16 protein-coding genes and 1 riboswitch are annotated in these 19,174 nt (G+C 67.9%); of the genes, 5 read left to right on the top strand and 11 right to left on the bottom strand.

What is annotated here, in order from left to right; all coding sequences use genetic code 11:
• Nucleotides 1-6 precede the first annotated feature (6 nt).
• The 5 genes from RWX45_RS10265 to RWX45_RS10245 form a co-directional block, all read right to left on the bottom strand.
• A complete protein-coding gene (locus tag RWX45_RS10265; protein WP_316023624.1) occupies nt 7-1,068 on the bottom strand; it encodes a LacI family DNA-binding transcriptional regulator in 1,062 nt (353 codons plus the stop codon).
• A 309-nt stretch (nt 1,069-1,377) separates the two neighbouring features.
• Nucleotides 1,378-2,433 carry a GNAT family N-acetyltransferase gene (locus RWX45_RS10260; RefSeq protein WP_316023623.1) on the bottom strand — a complete coding sequence of 352 codons (1,056 nt, stop codon included), beginning with the start codon at nt 2,431-2,433 and terminating at the stop codon, nt 1,378-1,380.
• Between the two features lie 67 nt (nt 2,434-2,500).
• A complete protein-coding gene (locus tag RWX45_RS10255) occupies nt 2,501-4,717 on the bottom strand; it encodes a DNA topoisomerase IV subunit B (protein ID WP_316023622.1) in 2,217 nt (738 codons plus the stop codon).
• Nucleotides 4,718-4,800: 83 nt separating this feature from the next.
• On the bottom strand, nt 4,801-5,328 hold the full coding sequence (locus RWX45_RS10250) for a MauE/DoxX family redox-associated membrane protein (protein ID WP_316023621.1): 528 nt from the start codon (nt 5,326-5,328) through the stop codon (nt 4,801-4,803).
• Between the two features lie 203 nt (nt 5,329-5,531).
• Nucleotides 5,532-6,083 (bottom strand): MauE/DoxX family redox-associated membrane protein, encoded by a 552-nt coding sequence (locus RWX45_RS10245; protein ID WP_316023620.1) that lies wholly within the window; start codon nt 6,081-6,083, stop codon nt 5,532-5,534.
• An 892-nt stretch (nt 6,084-6,975) separates the two neighbouring features.
• On the opposite strand from RWX45_RS10245, the gene RWX45_RS10240 reads away from it, so the two are divergent.
• Nucleotides 6,976-7,248, top strand: coding sequence for a hypothetical protein (locus tag RWX45_RS10240; protein WP_316023619.1), 273 nt, complete (start codon nt 6,976-6,978; stop codon nt 7,246-7,248).
• Here the strand turns inward: RWX45_RS10240 and thiD are convergent.
• From thiD to thiM, 3 genes are all read right to left on the bottom strand, one after another.
• A complete protein-coding gene (gene thiD, locus RWX45_RS10235; RefSeq protein ID WP_316023618.1) occupies nt 7,202-8,050 on the bottom strand; it encodes a bifunctional hydroxymethylpyrimidine kinase/phosphomethylpyrimidine kinase in 849 nt (282 codons plus the stop codon). The two genes, RWX45_RS10240 and thiD, sit on opposite strands and share 47 nt — an antisense overlap.
• Complete coding sequence (gene thiE, locus RWX45_RS10230) at nt 8,047-8,703, bottom strand: thiamine phosphate synthase (RefSeq protein ID WP_316023617.1); 657 nt, start codon at nt 8,701-8,703, stop codon at nt 8,047-8,049. The genes thiD and thiE overlap by 4 nt, the downstream gene beginning before the upstream one ends.
• Nucleotides 8,700-9,530, bottom strand: a complete 831-nt coding sequence (thiM, locus tag RWX45_RS10225) for a hydroxyethylthiazole kinase (protein ID WP_316023616.1) — start codon at nt 9,528-9,530, stop codon at nt 8,700-8,702. The genes thiE and thiM overlap by 4 nt, the downstream gene beginning before the upstream one ends.
• Nucleotides 9,520-9,608, bottom strand: a riboswitch (TPP riboswitch). Its footprint overlaps the gene before it by 11 nt.
• 227 nt (nt 9,609-9,835) lie before the next feature.
• Here thiM and RWX45_RS10220 point away from each other — a divergent pair.
• A complete protein-coding gene (locus RWX45_RS10220; RefSeq protein WP_316023615.1) occupies nt 9,836-10,432 on the top strand; it encodes a hypothetical protein in 597 nt (198 codons plus the stop codon).
• Nucleotides 10,417-10,905, top strand: a complete 489-nt coding sequence (locus RWX45_RS10215) for a hypothetical protein (protein ID WP_316023614.1) — start codon at nt 10,417-10,419, stop codon at nt 10,903-10,905. The genes RWX45_RS10220 and RWX45_RS10215 overlap by 16 nt, the downstream gene beginning before the upstream one ends.
• Before the next feature lie 99 nt (nt 10,906-11,004).
• On the opposite strand, the gene RWX45_RS10210 is transcribed toward RWX45_RS10215, so the two are convergent.
• On the bottom strand, nt 11,005-12,612 hold the full coding sequence (locus tag RWX45_RS10210) for an RNA polymerase sigma factor (RefSeq protein ID WP_316023613.1): 1,608 nt from the start codon (nt 12,610-12,612) through the stop codon (nt 11,005-11,007).
• A gap of 192 nt (nt 12,613-12,804) precedes the next feature.
• Between RWX45_RS10210 and RWX45_RS10205 the strand changes: the two genes are divergently transcribed.
• Both RWX45_RS10205 and pknB read left to right on the top strand, forming a co-directional pair.
• Complete coding sequence (locus tag RWX45_RS10205; protein WP_316023612.1) at nt 12,805-13,989, top strand: polyprenyl synthetase family protein; 1,185 nt, start codon at nt 12,805-12,807, stop codon at nt 13,987-13,989.
• Nucleotides 13,990-14,042: 53 nt separating this feature from the next.
• A complete protein-coding gene (gene pknB, locus RWX45_RS10200) occupies nt 14,043-16,088 on the top strand; it encodes a Stk1 family PASTA domain-containing Ser/Thr kinase (RefSeq protein WP_316023611.1) in 2,046 nt (681 codons plus the stop codon).
• Nucleotides 16,089-16,100: 12 nt separating this feature from the next.
• Here pknB and RWX45_RS10195 read toward each other — a convergent pair whose 3' ends face one another.
• Nucleotides 16,101-17,441, bottom strand: a complete 1,341-nt coding sequence (locus RWX45_RS10195; protein ID WP_316023645.1) for a class II 3-deoxy-7-phosphoheptulonate synthase — start codon at nt 17,439-17,441, stop codon at nt 16,101-16,103.
• 151 nt (nt 17,442-17,592) lie between these two features.
• Complete coding sequence (locus tag RWX45_RS10190) at nt 17,593-18,822, bottom strand: pyrophosphate--fructose-6-phosphate 1-phosphotransferase (protein WP_316023610.1); 1,230 nt, start codon at nt 18,820-18,822, stop codon at nt 17,593-17,595.
• Nucleotides 18,823-19,174: the final 352 nt, after the last annotated feature.

The following is a 19,174-nucleotide window of genomic DNA, read 5'->3' as shown; positions in this document are numbered from 1 at the left end:
GGGGAGTTACTGTTCCGGACCGGATGGCCCGGAAGTGTGGGGGTGCGCAGAGCGCGTTGTCGGGGCATGCCGCGGTGGTGCGGTGGAGGCCCGTTCGATGAGATCGCAGCGGAAGCTGACCGTGCGCGGCGGCGCCGGCAGCTTGTCTTCGATGAGGGCGCGGGTGAGCCAATCGGCCATGTCGTAGTGGGGCAGACGCATCGTGGTCAGCTGCGGCGCCAGGTTGGTGGAGATGAGCTTGAGGTCATCAAAACCAATGACAGACAGATCCTCGGGGATGGATAGGCCCAGTGCGGCCGCCTGCCGATAGACACCGGCGGCCATGCCGTCGTTGTAGCAGAAGACGGCCGTGGGAGGATCCTCGCGGTCAAGCATGCGACGCGCGGACTCATCGGCGCCGCGGGGATCATTACCGCCCCGGATCAGCAGCGCCTCGTCATGAGTCACCCCTGCTGCCGCCAGTGCATCGCGGTAGCCCCGAATCCGCAGCCCGACGGCGACGGTCGATTCATCGCTGTGAGTGATATGGCCGATCCTGCGGTGCCCTAAGGACAACAGGTGAGTGACGGCTTCACGGGCCGCCGTCACCTCGTCTGGAACCGCGCCGACGACGTCGTCCCGGTCCGCGAAGCCGTTGAGCACGGCGACGGACGCCAGCTCCGGCGCCACGTGGACTTGCTGGTGGTACATGGCGGCATACACGATGACGTCGACGCGCCGCGACTGAAGCTCCCGTACTGCCGCCTGAGTCTGCTCAGAGTCACCGCCGGAGTCCGTGAGCAGCACGGACCAACCCAACTCGTGGCTGGCGGTGAGGATGGCATCGATCATGTCCACGGCGTAGGGCGTGGACAAGACGCGCTCGGCCAGGACTCCGATGGTGCGGGTCTTGCGATTGCGCAATCCCCCGGCGAGTGCATCGCGCACGTAACCGAGCCGGGACGCCGACTCCCGCACACGCGCGGCCGTCGGGGCCGAGACCCGGCCGTCCGACTTGCCGGACAGGACCAGGGATGCGGTGGCAGTGGAGACGCGGGCCGCCTCGGCGACCTCGGCGAGAGTCGTCATCGATCCTCCTGTCCACATGCGAAGTGAGCTGGGCTACGTCGCCCGCGTCACTAGTGTGCACCGGGCCACCACACAAGTCAACCGATTAACGCACGAAACGAGAAGACGTTAACCGATGCACTGGTCAGTTCTGCGCGCCACCGCCGGCCCCACCCCTCCCCTTCACCGAAACCGGCACTAATAACACGCCGAAACCGGCACTAATGACGTACCCAAACCGGCACTAATGACGTGCCGAAACCGCAGCGAGGCCGTATCGGTGCCGTCTCAACCGGATGGCCGCCGGTCGTCTGCGCACACCGCGCCGGCTCACACGTCCAGGCCGTAGAGGATGGTGCCGCGGGTGGCGGTGTAGCCCAGGTCCCGGAACAGGTCGATGGCACCGCTGGGGTCGTCTGATTCGAAGCCGGCCGCCGCATACTCCATACCGTCCGCGGCATAGGCCCGCATGACGGCGCTCAGCAGCGCGGGCCCCACGTCGCGGGACCGGTAATCGGCAAGTACTCCAATGACGTCGGTGTAGCCCTCGCACCAGCCGAGGGCCTCCCAGTCCTGCTCGTAGCGGCTGGAGAGCGCATACCCGGCAACGCGGGCGCGGTCACCCGAGCGGTCGAGCACCACGAAGCTCCACTGGGGGGCGAAGAAGGCGCGCCCGGCCCGCCACTCCTCCGGAGTCATGAAACCGGAGCCGGCGTCGGCGAAGGCCTGGTTGTGGGCCCGGCGCACGGCCTCATCGAGCTCCTCGGACCACGGCTCCACACTGAGGAAGCCATCTAGATCCACGTCGGGGATCTCCTGGGACAGGGGACGGCGCACCTCCCGGTACCAGCGGCGCGGTTCGAAGCGCAGCTCGGCCAGATGATCCTTCATGCGCTCGTCGTCCTCCAGGACGGTGGTGACGATATGCGCCGGTGCCGTTGCCGCCGCCGAGCCGGGCGGGGCGCCGGCGCGCTCGGCACCGATGAGGTGCCGCGCCCGTTCGGCCTGCCAGTGCAGCAGGGCCACACCGATACCGCGCTTGCGCCACGCGGGGTCAACCGTCCCGGTCATGGAGGCGTAGATCTCCCCGGCGGGACGCAGTCGCACCAACCCGAAGGCCCGCATGACCCCCGTGTCGTCCCGCCCGGCGACGCCCGAGTAGGTGGGATCGACGAAGTACTCCGACGTCTCCTGGGCGGTGGTGCGGTACGGGGGGTTGTCGAAGGCCTCCGAGCGGGCGATGAGCTCGGCGAGTTCGGCGTTGTCGCGTGGGCCCAGCGGCGTCCAGGTCAACAGGCGCGGCAGTGCGGAGCGGGGACCGGGGCGGAACATGGCCCAGGGGCCGCCCGCGCCGCTGCGGCGCGCTGAGCCGTATACGGGTGTCATATGCGTCTCCTTCGACGGGACCGGGCCCGGGTGATCAGGAAGTAGATGACGAACAGGCTACCGGAGCTCAGGCGTCGATGCGTTCGCGATCAATCTCGGCGGCGCCCTCGATAATGAAGTCGCGCCGCGGCTCGACGCTGGACCCCATGAGCAGCTCGAACACGTTCTCCGCCTCGGCCAGTTCGGCCTCGTCCCCGAGCGTAATGCGCCGTAGGGTGCGGTGCTCGGGCTCCATGGTGGTTTCGGCCAGCTGGTGGGCGTCCATCTCTCCCAGGCCCTTGTAGCGCTGCGGCTCCTTGAAGGAACGCCCCTGCTTCTCCAGGCGGCGCAGGGTGCGCACGAGTTCCTCGTCGGAGTAGGTGTAGATGACTTCCTTCTTGCGCCGACCGTGGGCGGAGACCTCAATGCGGTGCAGCGGGGGGACGGCGGCGAACACGCGCCCGGCCTCGATCATGGGACGCATGTAGCGGAAGAAGAGGGTGAGCAGCAGAGTGCGGATGTGGGCGCCGTCGACGTCGGCGTCGGTCATGAGAATGACCTTGCCGTAGCGGGCGGCGTCCAGGTCGAAGGTGCGCCCCGAGCCGGCGCCGACCACCTGGATGATGGCGGAGCATTCGGCGTTGCGAAGCATATCCGCCTGGGAGGCCTTCTGGACGTTGAGGATCTTGCCGCGGATGGGCAGCAGTGCCTGGAATTCACTGTTGCGTGCGTTCTTGGCGGTGCCGAGGGCCGAGTCGCCCTCCACGATGAACAGCTCCGAGGAGGCGACGTCGTCGCTGCGGCAGTCGGCGAGCTTGGCGGGCAGGGTGGAGGTCTCCAGCGCCGTCTTGCGGCGGGTGATCTCCTTGTGCATGCGGGCGGACACGCGGGCGCGCATCTCCCCGACAATCTTCTCCTGCAGGGCGCGCGACTGGGTCTTGAGGTCGCGTTTGGAGGAGGTGAGCAGAGCGGTCAGTTCCTTCTCCACCACCCGCGCGACGATCTGCCGCACCGGCGCGGTGCCCAACACCTCCTTGGTTTGTCCTTCGAACTGCGGCTCGGGCACGCGTACGGTGACGACGGCGGTGAGCCCGGCCAGGATGTCGTCCTTCTCGATGCGTCCGTCACGGCTGGTGACCTTCAGGGCGCGGGAGTTGGAGTCGATCTGCTTGCGCAGCACCTTGGTGACAGCCTGCTCGAAGCCGGTCAGGTGTGTGCCGCCCATGGGGGTGGCGATGATATTGACGAAGGAGCGCTCGCTGGTGTCGTAGCCAATGCCCCAGCGCAGGGCCACGTCCACGGTGCAGGTGCGCTCGACCTCGGTGGGGCGCAAGTGGCCGGTGCGCTTATCGAGCTGCTGCACGGTTTCGGTGTAGGTGCCCTCACCGGTGAGGTGGAAGGTGTCCGTCACCGAGCCGTCGGTGGCGAGGAAGTCCACGAAGTCGCGCGTGCCGCCGTCGGCGTGGAAGGTCTCTGTGCCATCCTCGCCGGTGCCGGAGGCGAATAGGTCATCGGCCGGCTCGACGGCGTGCGCGGTCTTGGCACTCAGGACCAGGTCCGCGGCCGTCCCGCCGCCGGCTGCCGCGGCGGCCTCCTGCGGGTCGCGCTCGTCGGTGAGGGTGAGGGTGAGGCCGGGCACGAGGAAGCTGGTCTGGCGCAGCCGGGCGCGCAGAGCGGCAATGTCGTATTCGGCCGGCCGCGGGAAGATTTCCGGGTCGGCCCAGTAGCGCACGCGGGTGCCGGTCACGCCGCGCCGCACCTTGCCGACGACGCGCAGCTCGGAGGCCTCGGTGTACTCCTTGAAGGGCGCGGCCAGGCTGGGGCCGCTGGGCGGGTCGGTGAAGACGCCGGGCACGCCCCGGCGGAAGCTCATGGCGTAGGTTTTGCCACCGCGGTCCACTTCGACGTCCATGCGGGCGCTGAGGGCGTTGACGACGCTGGCGCCGACCCCGTGCAGGCCGCCGGCGGAGCCATAGGAGCCGCCGCCGAACTTCCCGCCCGCGTGCAGCTTGGTGTAGACGAGCTCCACCCCGGTCAGGCCGGAGGAGGGTTCGATATCCACGGGCACGCCCCGCCCGGTGTCCCGTACCTCGATGGAGCCGTCGGCGTGAATGGTCACGGCAATGCGGTCCCCGAATCCCTCCAGGGCCTCATCCACCCCGTTGTCGATAATCTCCCAGACGCAGTGCATGAGGCCCCGCTGGTCGGTGGAACCGATGTACATGCCAGGGCGTTTGCGCACGGCCTCGAGCCCCTCCAGGACGGAGAGGTGGCGGGCGGAGTAGGACTGGGAAGAATCTGGCACGTTTGAAATCTAGCCGATAGCGGGTCCAGGACCGCAAACCCGCGCCGCAGCGGGGGTGTGGTCTTCGCCCGACTCGCCCCGGCTCAGCCGCGCCGGTATTTGCGCCACTGGTTCCAGCGCACGATCGTCTGCAGCCCTACCACCATGACGGCGTACTGGAGGATCTGGGACTTGTCCATGAGCAGCAGGCGCCTGCGCTCACCCAGGTGCAGGTCGGCGATGAGCAGCAAACAGGCCAGGCCAAGCCCGGCGGCGAGCGCTAAATCCACCTGCTTGCGCACGTGCCAGCCGCGCCAGCCACAGTCGGTCTCGATCCCGCGCTCCACGACGCTCGCGGCAGCCAGGGTGAGGCAGCCCAGCCACAGGACCACCACGGCCTCGGCCACGTTCATCTCCGCAGTGGTGGCCCCCAGCATGAGGTAACCGCCCAGGGCCAGCTCCGCGATGGGCACGATGAAGGCGATCAACTCCGCGTGTCGGCGTTCCACAATCTGGTAGCCGAGCACATCGCCGACTCCGGCACCGAACTCCCGCGACATCTTGCCGCGCGCGCCGGCGAGCAGCAGCAGGCCGACCCCGATGCGCACCAGGCCGAGCACAATCGCGATCACGACCGCTCCTTACCGGCATTAGATGGACCGAGCCCCTAAGAGGGTTACGCGATTCCCGCTCATGCCGCAGCGAACAGATGGCCGATACCACGAAAACTTGGCACACACCATCCAGGACATCCTCCAGCGAGCGAAAGGCACCTTGAACAGGATACGTCAACATCTCCAGAAACTATGGGCGGTTGCGCGATATCGTCGACGAGCTAGGCATGATCCTTGCTGAACGTCACGTAGCTACTCCCGTGACGCCGGGACCAACGCCCTATCAAAAGCAACGCAATGACTATGGCCATTCCCGCATAAGCGGGCGAACGCAACGACTCTACCAGAATTAGGCGCTGCCGCTCGATAAGGAACACGTCGGCGAGCAGCAGCACAGACATGACAAGGTTCCGGATCACTATGGTGGGACCAACTCGCCTGCGGGCGAGGGATCCCCAGCATCCACAGTCCGTCACCAGCCCTCTCGCCAGTGCACTCACAGCGACCCCCGCCAGGATGAGGAAGAATGCCGCCGCCAACAACTCTGAAACGGGCATCAGAAGTCCCAGCAACAAAGCGGCTCCGATCACCATCTCCACCACCGGCAACAAAAACGCTATCAAGTCGGCACCACGACGACCAACCAGCCGATATCCGAGAACATCACTCACACCTTGACCGTAGTCCTGGCAGAGCTTCGCGTAAGCGCTCACCACCAGCAACAAACCGACGAGAAGTCGCGCAGCACCCAAAAAGTATGCGACCACAGTCATCCCGATCACCTCACCCCGGATCTCACAGAGGATTGACACAAGCGATTTGGCGATTCAGACAGTGACTCCAGAGACAGTAGCTGCACCATACCAACCCACACACAGGAGCAGCATCTCCGGCAAACACACAGGGAGCGCAACACTCAAAGAAACCCTTCCCGACCTTCGTACACACGGATTGCGGACGAGTAAGAGGCGGGCACAGGGCCGCAGGCGACACCAGGTCTGAACCACTATCAACACCAGAGTCAACCGAGGATAACGACGCAGCAGAAATACCAACGCCGCGAAGCTCGAGATACTTCCCGTCAGCACTGTCCTCCCACCTCATCACACGAGAGTCCAGCACGGTGTCATCATTGACGGAAAGCAGTTGAAGTACCAGCACATATTGCCCTGAAGCTTCAGCTCCGACCCTGCGGACGCTCCTGCCATCATCTAACTTTCCGCGCGCCGCAGCGAAAGAGCTGACATCCAGACCAGTCAGGGTACCCACTACCTCTGTCGTCAACTCCGACGAAGCGTCCACCAACTGGTCGGAGGAAAAATCTACCTCCCACCAGTTATTACTGACCCGCTTACGCGAAGGGGACGTCAATGCCGCAGCTTCAGGCACCAGAGCACCAAAAGTCGCCACCAAGGCAGATCCAAAGCCCGCCCTCATCAGCGAACGTCGCCTCACAATGATCATCTCCTCGTCAGGGACAAGAACTCATTTGTGTTACGTATAGCATACACATCATAACACAACCGCAAAATATCCTAACGAAGCTGTGGCATAGCTCACAGACCGAGCGTGCTTAACGTTCGCCGTGGGCGCAGGCGGCGCGCCCGGGGCGGAAACCGGCCCGACGGCGTTGGCGGTCGCCTCCCACAGTGGTGGGATTGAGTCATGAGCACGACAACTCCCACGTCCCCCTCGCTGACCGAGACGGCCGCAGCGCCCGAGCAGGCGCCCGTCTCGACGACGACCGACACACGTCCGCTCACCACTGCCGACCGCTGTGACCTGTGCGGTGCGCAGGCCTATCTCCGCGTCGTGCTCGCCTCCGGCGAGCTGCTGTTCTGCGCCCACCACGGCCGTTCCCACCGGGAGGCGCTGGAGCAGCAGGCGCTGTTCATTCAGGACGAGTCCGACCGTTTGACCCGGGCGGACGCCGAGTAGGGTCGCCGGCCCACAGCTCGTAGTAGTGGTGCACGGGGCCGTGTCCGTGGCCGACGCCAAGCGCATCGGCATGTGCCAGAGCCCCCGTGAGGTATTTCTTGGCGTCCCGTACCGTGGCCTGCCAGCTGTCCCGCTGAGGTCGCAGCGCCGCAATAGCGGATGAGAGCGTGCACCCCGTGCCGTGCGTGTTGCGGGTGTGCACGCGTCGTCCGGGCAGCAGGAGGATGCCGTCGGCGTCGGCGTATACATCGGTGGCGACTCCGGTCAGGTGCCCGCCCTTGAGCAGCACCCGGCAGGTGCCGTCCTGGATGAGTAGTTCGGCCTGGTGACGCATCTCCGCCACGCTGCGCGCCACCGGCCGGCCCAGCAGGGCGGCCGCCTCGGACAGGTTCGGGGTGATGAGATCCGCCCGGCGGCACAGGCGTCTGACTGCGTCCATGGCATCGGCGTCGAGCAGGCGGTCCCCGGAGGTGGCCACCATGACCGGGTCGAGCACCGTGTACGCCAGATCCGGCAGGTACTCCCCCACCGTGTCGGCCAGCTCGGCGGTGGCGAGCATGCCGATCTTGGTGGCGTCCGGGACGATATCCGCCAGCAGGGTGTCCAGTTGGAGTCGCACGAAGTCCACCGGGACGGCGTGCACTCCGGCCACCCCGCGCGTGGACTGGGCGGTCAGGGCGGTCACGACACTCGTGGCGTAGGCGCCGAGCGCGCTCATGGTCTTGATATCCGCCTGAACGCCGGCGCCGCCGCTGGGGTCCGAGCCGGCGACGGTCAGTACCTTGGGAATCGGGGTGCTCACTGCCCGGCCTCCCAGGCCGCCCGCAACTGCACGGCGGCGGCGCGCGGGTCTTCCGCCAGGCAGATCGCGGAGACCACGGCCGCCCCGGCCAGTCCCCCCTCACGCAGCGCCGGAAGGTCGGCGGCGGTGATGCCGCCGATGGCCACGCACGGCAGCGTGGTACCGGCTGCCAGGCGGGCGATGCCGCTGACACCCAGGCCGTTGGGGGCGTCGGTCTTGGTGGCGGTGGCCCGCACCACGCCGATGCCGACGTGGTCGCAGGCGGCCTCCTGCTGTGCTGTGGCCAGTTCTTGCGGCGTCGCGGCCGACAGCCCCAGATAGGCATCATCGCCGATCAGATCGCGTACCACCGCCGCGGGCAGGTCGTTCTGACCAACATGCACCCCCGCCACGGGCACCCCGAGGCGCCGGGCAGCGAGGTAAACGTCGACGCGGTCGTTGACGATGACGGGCACGCGCTCACCGACGGCACAGGCCACCTGGCGCACCTGGTTGAGGAAGTCGGCGCCGTCTGCGCCCTTGGCGCGCACCTGGACGCAGGTGGCTCCGCCGGCGACGGCGGCCGTCACCGTATCGGTGAGGCTGCGGCCGCGGGAGCGGCACTGGGCGGCGTCGGTGACCAGGTAGAGCGTGAGATCGGGGGCGGGCCTCATGACAGCGGGATCCTGTCCACGTCGTCGGCGTCCAGGGTGTAGAGGGCGTCGAGGAAGGCGGGTTGGAAGGAACCGGGCCCGGCGGCGCAGGCGGCGGCCACTTCAGCCGCGGCGCTGTAGACGGCGTGGCAGGCGACGGTGGCGGTGAAGGGGTCGGCGTCCAGGGGGCGCCCGGCGGCAACGAATGCAGCCACGAGGGCTCCCAGCGCGCAGCCGCCGCCGGTGATGCGGGTGAGCAGGGCGGACCCGCCACCAACGCGAGCCAAGCGCGCGCCGTCAACGATCGCATCCGTTGGCCCCGAGACGGCGACGACGGCGACGGTGCGCTCGGACAGGGTGAGGGCCGCGCCCAAGGCCGCCTCCACGGCGTCGGCGGTTTCCACGCCGCGCCCACCGGCGCCGGTGCCGGCCAGAGCGATGATCTCCGAGGCGTTGCCGCGGATGACGGTGGGCCGTGCGGCGAGCAGCTGCCGGGCGAGCGCGGTGCGGTGCACCAGGTAGCCGACGGCGACCGGGTCCAGTACCCAGGGGACCTTGGCATCCCGTGCGGCCGCGGCCGCCTCCACGGCGGCGGCACGCTGCTCGGGCTGGGGCGTGCCCAGGTTAATGAGCAGGGCGGAGGCGAGCGCGGCGAAAGGGCCGGCCTCGCCGGTCACGTCGACCATGGCGGGTGCGGCGCCCGTTGCCAGCAGCACATTGGCGGTGAAGTTGGTGACCACCGCGTTGGTGATGCACGAGACCAACGGCGTGATCGAGCGGAGTTCTTCCAGCACCGCCGCGGGAGTTGAGGACAGTGACATGGCGATGTTCGGCGCATACTGCGGCATGCGACATCCCTTCGTCAGCATGATCTGAACAGGTTCAACGGGTGTGTTCTCAGCCTTGCGGCACCCCGTGTCGTGCCTTGCAGGCTAGCACCGCCGCGGCCCGGGGACCAGCGCTGGGACGCGACGCCGCGCATGACGGAACCCGACACCGATAGATACGAGGAAGACCTCGTCAACTCTTGACCGAGGCTGGACACACCTCCTACCCTTGTGATGTCCATCTCATCAATGAAGGACATCAACCCATGTTGTTCACAACCCGCCCTGATCACTCTCCCTATCGTCTCCGTCTCCGCACACTTCTCATGTCGGTCGTGATTGCCTGCCTATGCGCGTACGGCACGTCGGTCCCAGCTCGAGCCGAAACCGCCTCGGACGACGACACCACATGCCAGCAGACGACCGCTACCCCGTTGACCCGCAGCGGTCTCGAGGAGGCCGCCGGCCTCGCTACCGATCTTCTGGCCGAATCTGGACGAAGCGGGGAGGTGATGTACACCTACGGTTACACGAAGGCTGAGGCCGACCAGGTCACTAATACTGTGCACCTCGTCATCAACGGTGAAGAAGCACTCCTCACTACTGTCTCAGCACAGGCTGACGAACGGCCAGCAGCGGTGTCACTCACTGCGCTCCCAGAACCTGGCGCCAGTGAGGGAGAGGATCTTCTCGCCGATTCGGCTCTCCCCACAATGGCTGAACCTGCTGGGTACTACTCCCAGACCTGTTCCAACTACAACATGACGTGTCTGAAGAACCTCCTCAAGAACGGTTGTAGCGCCGGGGCCTGCGCGTTCGCGTTCTTCAACAGCTACGTCGCCGGCTCGTGCCTCGCGATCTACTGCTTCGTCGGCACGCAGAAGTGCTGCACCAAGTGGGTCCAATCATGGCACGAGTACTGATCCGCGTTGACCAGATCGGCTGGTTCCACGACCCCCCGCGGTGGACGCACGACGACGGTCGTCTCGCGGCGCGCACGGCGTGGTTCGTGCTCGCGATCCTCCTGGGATGGTTCATCCTCGTTGTACTCGCCATGGGGGCCGCGCTGCGCTCCATGAGCGCCTCTCCCCTCGGGGAGATCACGGTGGCGTGTGTGGTGGCGCTCACGGCGTGGTTCGCACTGCCGATCGTCCAGCTGGCCATCAGCTCACCGCCCGCGCGCGAGGCGTGCCGGCGCGTCGTCGCCGTGCTCTCGCTGGTGACCGGCGTCTGGGGCCTGGGGACGTTGCGCGGCGTCTGGATCATCGCCAGAGTCCCCGGCCTCACAACGGACTTCCTGTGGGAAGTGACGGTGCCGTGCTGCGGGCTGCTCCTCCTCGGGCTCGTCGGAGTGCTCGCGGGGGCGCGGCGCGGACCGGAGCGCTCGGCGTCGTGAGCACGGCGGGCTCGCGGTCAGGTCCTGTGCGGGAACCCCGTCACCCGCACCCACAAGGGTGGGCGTGCCCGTCGTCGGCCCGGCCGCGAGCCGTGCGCCTCAGTCGTCCAGGTAGTCGCGCAGCACCTGGGAGCGGCTGGGGTGACGCAGCTTGCTCATGGTCTTGGACTCGATCTGCCGGATCCGCTCGCGGGTCACCCCGTAGACCTTGCCGATCTCATCCAGCGTCTTGGGCTGGCCGTCGGTCAGGCCGAAGCGCATGGAGACCACGCCGGCCTCGCGCTCGGAGAGCGTGTCCAGCACGGCGTGCAGCTGCTCCTGCAGGAGGGTGAAGCTGACGGCGTCGGCGGGGACCACCGCCTCGGAGTCCTCAATGAGGTCACCGAACTCGCTGTCGCCGTCCTCGCCGAGCGGGGTGTGCAGGGAGATCGGCTCGCGGCCGTACTTCTGCACCTCGACGACCTTCTCGGGCGTCATGTCCAGCTCGACGGCGAGCTCCTCCGGGGTGGGCTCGCGCCCCAGGTCCTGCAGCATCTGCCGCTGGACGCGGGCGAGCTTGTTGATGACCTCGACCATGTGCACCGGGATGCGGATGGTGCGGGCCTGGTCCGCCATGGCGCGGGTGATGGCCTGGCGGATCCACCAGGTGGCGTAGGTGGAGAACTTGTAGCCCTTGGTGTAGTCGAACTTCTCCACCGCACGGATGAGACCCAGGTTGCCTTCCTGGATGAGGTCGAGGAAGAGCATGCCGCGGCCGGTGTAGCGCTTGGCCAAGGACACGACCAGGCGCAGGTTGGCCTCCAACAGGTGGTTCTTGGCGCGCTGGCCGTCCTGAGCCACCCAGTGCAGCTCGCGGCGGTACTTGGCCTCGAGGTCGTTGCCCTCGGTGGCCAGCAGGTGCTCGGCGTACAGGCCCGCCTCGATGCGCTTGGCGAGCTCGACCTCCTGGGCGGCGTTGAGGAGGGCGACTTTGCCGATCTGCTTGAGGTAGTCCTTGACCGGGTCGGCGGTGGCGCCGGCGGTCACCACCTTCTGGGCGGGCTCGTCGGCCTCATCGGAGTCGGAGACGGTGAAGGAGCCGTCCTTGTCCTTCTCTCCCTTGGATTTCTTGGACTTCTTGCCCGCGGCCTTCTCCGCCTCCTCACGGCGGATACGGTCCAGCTCGCCGGTGAGAGCGGCGATGGACGGGTTCATCTTGATGCCCTTGATGATCCAGCCGCGGAAGATGTAGCCGTTGTGGGTGAGGAACTCGCGCGCCACCACCGGCTCTTCCTCGCCAGGGATGATGAAGCGGGGCACGGGGCCGTGCCCGTAGGGGGCCAGCGTGATGGGATCCTCCAGGGTGCCATCGCCGGAGATCTCCAGTCCCTCCACCACGGTGCGGCTGCGCACGAACAGAGTGGCGCCGGGGGCGAGCCGCACGCCCTTAAGCGCGGCAGGAGTGTTGAAGGGGTGACGCTTGGTGCCGTCGCCGTTCTCCTCCAGGGAGATGTCGAGGTAGTAGTCGCGCAGCTCGGGGGCGGGGGCGTCCGTCTCCTGCTCGTCGGCCTCCTCGGAGTCGGTCTCGTCAGCGACGTCCGCCTCCTCGTCACTCATGTCGGCTTCGAGAGCAGCGTCGTTCTCCTCGAGGGGTTCGTCGACGTCGTCAGCGAATTCGACACGCTCCCGCACGCTGGTGGGAGTAGGAGTAGCTGTGGAAGTAGCCACGGATTTCCTTTCGCGGGACAGACGGTTCGGCTGGAAGAGGCGCACAGAGCCGTAGGGGATTCTACGCGAAAACCTATCGCCCCCGGCCACCGCCAGCGGATAGAACAACGATTCAGACAGCGTGTCTATTCCCGCGCGCGGTAGGTGCCCGGGCCGGCCGCCGGATACCCGACCGGATATTAGCCTGGCCCCATGACCAACGTAACCACCGACGTTGACGTGCTGCTGCCGCTGGTACGCGGCGTCGTCGATGCCCGGCTGGAGCGAGTAGTCGCGCAGTTGCGCGAACACTGGCACGCTTCAGCCCCCGCAAGCGATGAACTTCTCGACGCCGCCGACGCCCTGCTGACCGGGGGCAAGCGCATGCGCGCCGTGCTGGGCGCAGTGGGTCTGGCGCTGCCCGGTCAGTCGTCTGCCCGCGCCGAGGTCCTCGGCGGGCCGATCGCGGCCCGGCTGGGCGCCGCTCTGGAGCTGTACCAGGCCAGTGCGCTTGTGCATGACGACATCATCGACGCCGCCGACACCCGCCGCGGTCGGCCGGCCGCGCACCGCCGCTACGCGGCCCGGCACCGCCAGGCCGGGTGGCAGGGTGCGGCGGACAGCTTCGGCGTCAATGCGGCGATCTTGCTCGGGGACCTGCTCATGTCGGCCGCCTCCGCACAGATGGGCGCCGCGGCGAGCCGATGTGACCGGGCCGCGGCGGCCGCTGCCCGGGAGGCCTTCGACGCCATGACAGCGGAGGTCGCGGTCGGCCAGTTCCTCGACGTGCACCAGGAGGTGCTGGCGCTGCCCTCCCCGTCTCAGTCGCCGGTGGATGCGGGCACCGCCATGCGCATTGCTGCGCTGGAGGTGGTGCGGCACAAGTCGGCGCGCTACTCGGTCATGTATCCGCTGCTCATTGGGGCGCTGTTGGCGGGGGCGCAGCCGGGCTCCGCACTGCTGACGGCCCTGGAAGTCTTCGGTGAGGAGATCGGAGTCGCCTTTCAGCTGCGCGACGACGTCCTGGGTGTCTTCGGCGACCCACAGGTGACCGGGAAACCAGCCGGTGACGATCTGCGAGAGGGCAAGCGCACGGTGCTGGTAGCCCTGACCTGGCAGCGCTGCAACGATGCGGGCCGTGCACTGCTCACGCGGGTGCTGAGCGGCCAGGCGAGTGGCGAGAAGGATATTGCGGCGGCTGCCGCCGTCATTCGTGACTGCGGCGCCTTGGCGGCGCATGAGGAGGAGATCGCGGCCCACACCGCAGCCGGCCTGGCCGCCCTGGATGCGCTCCCCGAGGAGCCGCATGCCGCCTCGCGCCCCATAGACGCCTCTTCCCAGTCGGCGCGCGCGTTGCTCGCGGACCTGGCCACGGTGCTGACAGCCCGCCAGACCTGATGGTCAGCGCGGCACCCGGCCACCAGGTGCACCGGCACCGTACACTCGGCCCCGTGACCAAGGATCCTCTCATCGGCCGGCTGGTCGACTCTCGTTACGAGATCGTCGACCGGGTGGCGCGTGGAGGTATGGCGACCATCTACCGGGCGCGAGATCGCCGCCTGGACCGTTTGGTGGCGCTCAAGCTCATGCATCCGCATTTGGCGGACTCCCCCGACTTCGTGGCCCGGTTCCGCCGCGAGGCCCGGGCGGCGGCACGGCTGTCCAATCCGGGAGTGGTGGCCGTCTACGACCAGGGCAGCCTGGACGGCATCGCCTATTTGGTCATGGAGCTCGTGGAGGGCCCCAATCTGCGAGATCTCATCGCTTCTGGCCCCCTGACCGTGCGTGAGGCGCTCGGGTTGACGGCGCAGATACTGGGACCGCTCGGCGCCGCCCACCGCGCTGGCCTGGTCCACCGTGATGTCAAACCGGAGAATGTGCTCCTGCCCGCTGACGGGTCGGTGGCCAAGGTCGCCGACTTCGGGCTCGCTCGCGCCGTCACCGAGGTCACCCAGACCACCACCGGCAATGTTCTCGGCACGGTTGCTTACCTGGCCCCCGAGCTCATTACGTCGGGGGCGTCCGCGCCCTGCGCCGACGTCTACTCCGTTGGTGTCATCCTCTACGAGTTGCTGACTGGGAAACAGCCCTTCACCGCAGAGTCCCCCATTCAGATCGCCTTCCGCAATGTGCACGAGGATGTGCCCGCCCCTTCGCTGCGGCTGCCCGACCTGCCGGAGCGGGTCGACGCGCTGGTTGCGGACATGACGCGCCGTGATCCCGAGCGCCGCCTGCGTGACGCGGACGCGGCGCTGTCGCAGTTGCGTGAGGTCGTGGCCGGGCTGAGCGACGCCGAACTGTCCGTCAAACGCGGGGGTGCCACCGGCTCGGTACGCACCCAGGAAGTGCTGGCGGCCAATGCCGAGGCGGCCCGCAGCGCCATGCTGTCCACCGATGAGGCCGATGGCGATTCCGACGCCGATGCCCCCGCCGACGCGGTGACACCGGACGCCGGGCTGCGCACGGTTTCTCTGCCGATCGGCTCCATTGCACCGGATGAGGCGGCAGGCAGACGGGACGGCACCACGCGGGCCCTGGACCGCAACGAGGCGATGCGTGCCGCCCGCGCGCAGGACACCCGGAAGGTAAGCCGGCATGCGGCGCGCCGCCCGCGACGTCGTGCCCTGATCGCCGCCGTCCTGGTGGCGGCCGCAGGCGGCGCGAGTACGTGGTATTTCACCGCCGGGCCGGGGCGCACGGTCCCGGTGCCGCAGATCGTCGGGATGAGCGCCGCCGACGCCCAGGTGCAGGTAGAGGCCGCCGGACTGGTGTGGGGTACCCCGACCCGCGCCTACTCCGACACCGTGCCCGCGGACGCGGTGATCTCCTGCGAGCCCGGCGCCGACACTCGCCTGCATGTGGGTGAGGCGGTAACACCGGTCATCTCCCGGGGGATTGAGCGCAAGACGGTGCCCGACGTCGTCGGGGCCACCGAGGAGGACGCCACCGCCGCGATCACCGAGGCGGGGCTGTCACTTGGCGCGGTCACGAAAACCTACTCCGACTCCGTGGCCGCGGGCATGGTCATCTCCTCCGACCCGGAGGCGGGCCAGAGCGTCAACCACTCCTCAGCGGTCGCGATTGTCGTGTCCCTGGGGCGCCAGCCGGCCACGATCCCGGATGTGACCGGTATGAACGTTGAGGATGCGACCACCACGCTGGAGGCGGCCGGGCTCACCCTCGGCACCCAGTCGGAGGCCTACTCCGACGACGTCGCCTCCGGACTGATCATCTCCTCCTCCCCCGCCTCTGGCGCGGAGGGCTACTACCGCGGTGATTCGGTGGACGTCACCGTCTCCAAGGGACCGGAGATGGTGGACGTGCCCGACGTCTCCGGGATGAGTGAGGCGGAGGCCACCGCGGCGCTGGAGAGCGCCGGCCTGGAGGTCGAGGTCTCTCGCGTCATGGGTGGCCTGTTCGGCACCGCGCATTCCACCGACCCGGCCGCCGGCACGAGCGTGCGCAAGGGCTCGAAGGTGACGCTCAACGTGGTTTGAGTCGCGGACGGCTCAGTCGCGGAGCATCTCCGCGACTTCGAAGGCCATCTCCAGAGACTGCTGATGGTTGAGCCGCGGGTCCACGAGGGTCTCGTAGCGCTGGGCCAGGCCTGCCTCGGAGATGTGCTCGCCGCCGCCCAGAACCTCGGTGACGTCGTCGCCGGTCAGCTCCACGTGGATGCCGGCGGGCACCGTGCCCAACGCCCGGTGTACCTCGAAGAAGCCGCGGACCTCATCCATGATGGTGTCGAAGCGGCGGGTCTTGTAGCCGTTCTCGGACGTGATCGTGTTGCCGTGCATGGGGTCGGTGATCCACGTGACGGGACGACCGTCCTCCCGCACGACCTCGATGAGCTTCGGCAGCACGTCGCGGATACGGCCTGCACCCATGCGGGTGATGAGGCTGAGCCGGCCGGGGTCGCCTTCGGGGTTGAGGTGGTCAATGAGGGCGAGGAGCTCGTCGCGGGTCGTGGTTGGGCCGATCTTGACGCCGACGGGATTGTGGACGCGTTCCAGCAGGGCGACGTGGGCGTCGTCGGCGCCGCGGGTGCGCTCCCCCACCCACAGGAAGTGGGCGGAGGTGTCGTACAGGCGACCGGTGCGGGAGTCCTCCCGGGTCATGGCGTCCTCGTACTCCAGCAGCAGCGCCTCGTGGGCGGCGTAGAAGTCGACCTGTCGTAGGGCGTCGAAGTCGACGCCGGCCGCCTCCATGAAACGCATGGCGCGGTCGATCTCCCCAGCGAAGGACTCGAAGCGCTTGTAGGCCGGGTTGGCGGTGAAACCGCGGTTCCAGGAGTGGACCTCGCGTAGGTCCGCGTAGCCGCCCATGGTGAAGGAGCGAATGAGGTTGAGGGTGGTGCCGGCGCGCAGGTAGGCGTCGACCATGCGCTGCGGGTCGGGCACGCGGGCCGCGGCGGTGAAGGCGTGGTCATTGACCGAGTCGCCGCGGTAGGAGGGCAGGGTCACCCCGTCCCGGGTCTCGGTGTCCGAGCTGCGTGGCTTGGCGTACTGGCCGGCCATGCGCCCGATCTTGACCACCGGGGTGGAGGCGCCGTAGGTGAGCACTGCAGCCATCTGCAGGATGGTCTGCAGTTTGAGGCGGATGTTGGTGGCGGTGTTGTCGTGGAAGGACTCCGCACAGTCCCCGCCCATGAGCACGAAAGCGTGCCCAGCGCAGGCACGCGCCATTTTTTCGCGCAGCGAGTCCACCTCGCCGGCGAAGACCAGAGGCGGGCGGGTACGCAGGTCCGCCGCGGCGTCGGCAAGCGCCTGCGGATCCGGGTAGCTGGGTTGCTGGGCGGCGCGGTGTCGGCGCCACCCGGATGCTGCGCCGGGAACCTCGAGCTCGTTCATCACAGTGTCAGCATAAGCGGTGACGGCCCGGCCGCGGCCGCTGCACCGAAAGGTGGGATGTAGGGCACGTGTTCACCGTCAACATGCGCGGTGGCCCGCCGCCCGAACCTCCACGGTTCAGACGACGGGCCACCCGTTGGGGAGCAGGTGCTCAGTGCTCCGGAGCGGTCTCGCTCGGGGCTAGGTCCTGGCCGAGCTCGGCCATGAGATCGACGAACCACTGCTGGGTGATGTCGAAGGGCTTACCACCGGCGATGCGATCGAAGGCGATGGCACCGAGCTGGTCGCCGTTCTCCTCGTCCTGGCCGATGACGCCGGGCTCGCCGCGCAGGGCGCATTCGACGGCGAGGTCGCACATCTGCTTGATGAGGGCGAGGTCCTCCTCGTTGGCGGCCGCGGCGCGCGAGTAGTAGCCGGACTTCTGCACCATGACCTTCTCGGCGCCGATGAGGTCGGCGAACTGGCGGGCGAACCACTGGCCGGGGTTGATGGTGTCGAGCTTGACGTGGCCGAAGGGGTCGCGCTGGACCTCTTCGCCCTTGGCCTCCATCTCCGCGATGATCTCGGGGACGCCGGCGCCCTCGGACAGGAAGATGTTAACGTTGCCCTGCTCGTCCATGATGGTCTTGAGGCGTTTGGCCTCGGCCTCGAAGTCGAGCTTCATCTCCGGCAGGAAGACGGCGTGCACGTCCCAGCGCTCCTGGGACAGGCCCAGCGAGGGGGCCCACTGCTTGTCCCCCAGCAGCTCGTGGTAGCGGCGGGCGGTCTCGGCGGTGAGATAGCCGCAGTTGCGGCCCATGCACTCGTGGATGACCAGCATGCGCGGGTTGGAGCGGTGCTCGCCGATGACGTTGAAGGCGAAGCCGGCACCCTGCTCGGCAGCGGTCCAGGCGCCCAGGGACTGGCGGATCGGGACGACGTCGTTGTCGATGGTCTTGGGCAGGCCGACGACGGTGAGGTCGTAGTCGTGCTCGTGCAGGTAGGCGGCCAGGTCGGCGGCGGTGGTGTTGGTGTCATCCCCACCGATGGTGTGCAGGACGTCGACGCCGTCCTCGCGCAGGCGCTCCGCGGCGAAGGCGAGCGGGTCCACGCCCTCCTTCACCAGGCCGCGCTCGACGAGGTTCTTGGCGTTGGTGAGCTTGACACGGGAGTTGCCGATCGGGGAGCCACCGTACTGGCGCAGGACGCCAGCGTTCTTGCGGCCCTCGTCGTCGATGACGACGTAGTTGCCAGTGAGCAGGCCGTGGTAGCCGTACTGGTAGGCGATGATCTCCACCTCGGGGGCGACCTCGGTGTAGCGCTCGATGAGGTCGCCGACGGCGGCGGACAGGCAGGGGGCGAAGCCTCCTGCGGTGAGGAGGGCGACGCGACGGATCGACATCGGAAACCTTTCGTCGGTGGTGAGGTTTGACGGACTCATCCTACCGGGACGGCGCCGCGGCGCGGCCAGCCCGGATCTCCGGCTACCCGGCCGCCTGTGTGTCAAAATCCCTCACAAACGCCGTCGTCAGCCCAAACGCCGCGGAACAAAACCGCTTCATTCCAACGATTCGCGAAACGCCATCGACGCCTGCGGCCTCGTTTATCAGGAATTGTGACAGCCCTGCCCGCTAATCCACGTCCCGCGGGGCGGCGTCGTCGGCCTCGTCGTCGGGCGCCCCGACGTCCGGCGGCTCGGCCTCATCAGACTCATCCGGCTCCTGCGGCGGCTCGGGCACCTCGACGTCGGGGAC

Source organism: Actinomyces sp. MRS3W (assembly GCF_032465695.1).
Classification (GTDB): domain Bacteria; phylum Actinomycetota; class Actinomycetes; order Actinomycetales; family Actinomycetaceae; genus Actinomyces.
This window is presented reverse-complemented; position numbering and strand designations above follow the sequence as displayed.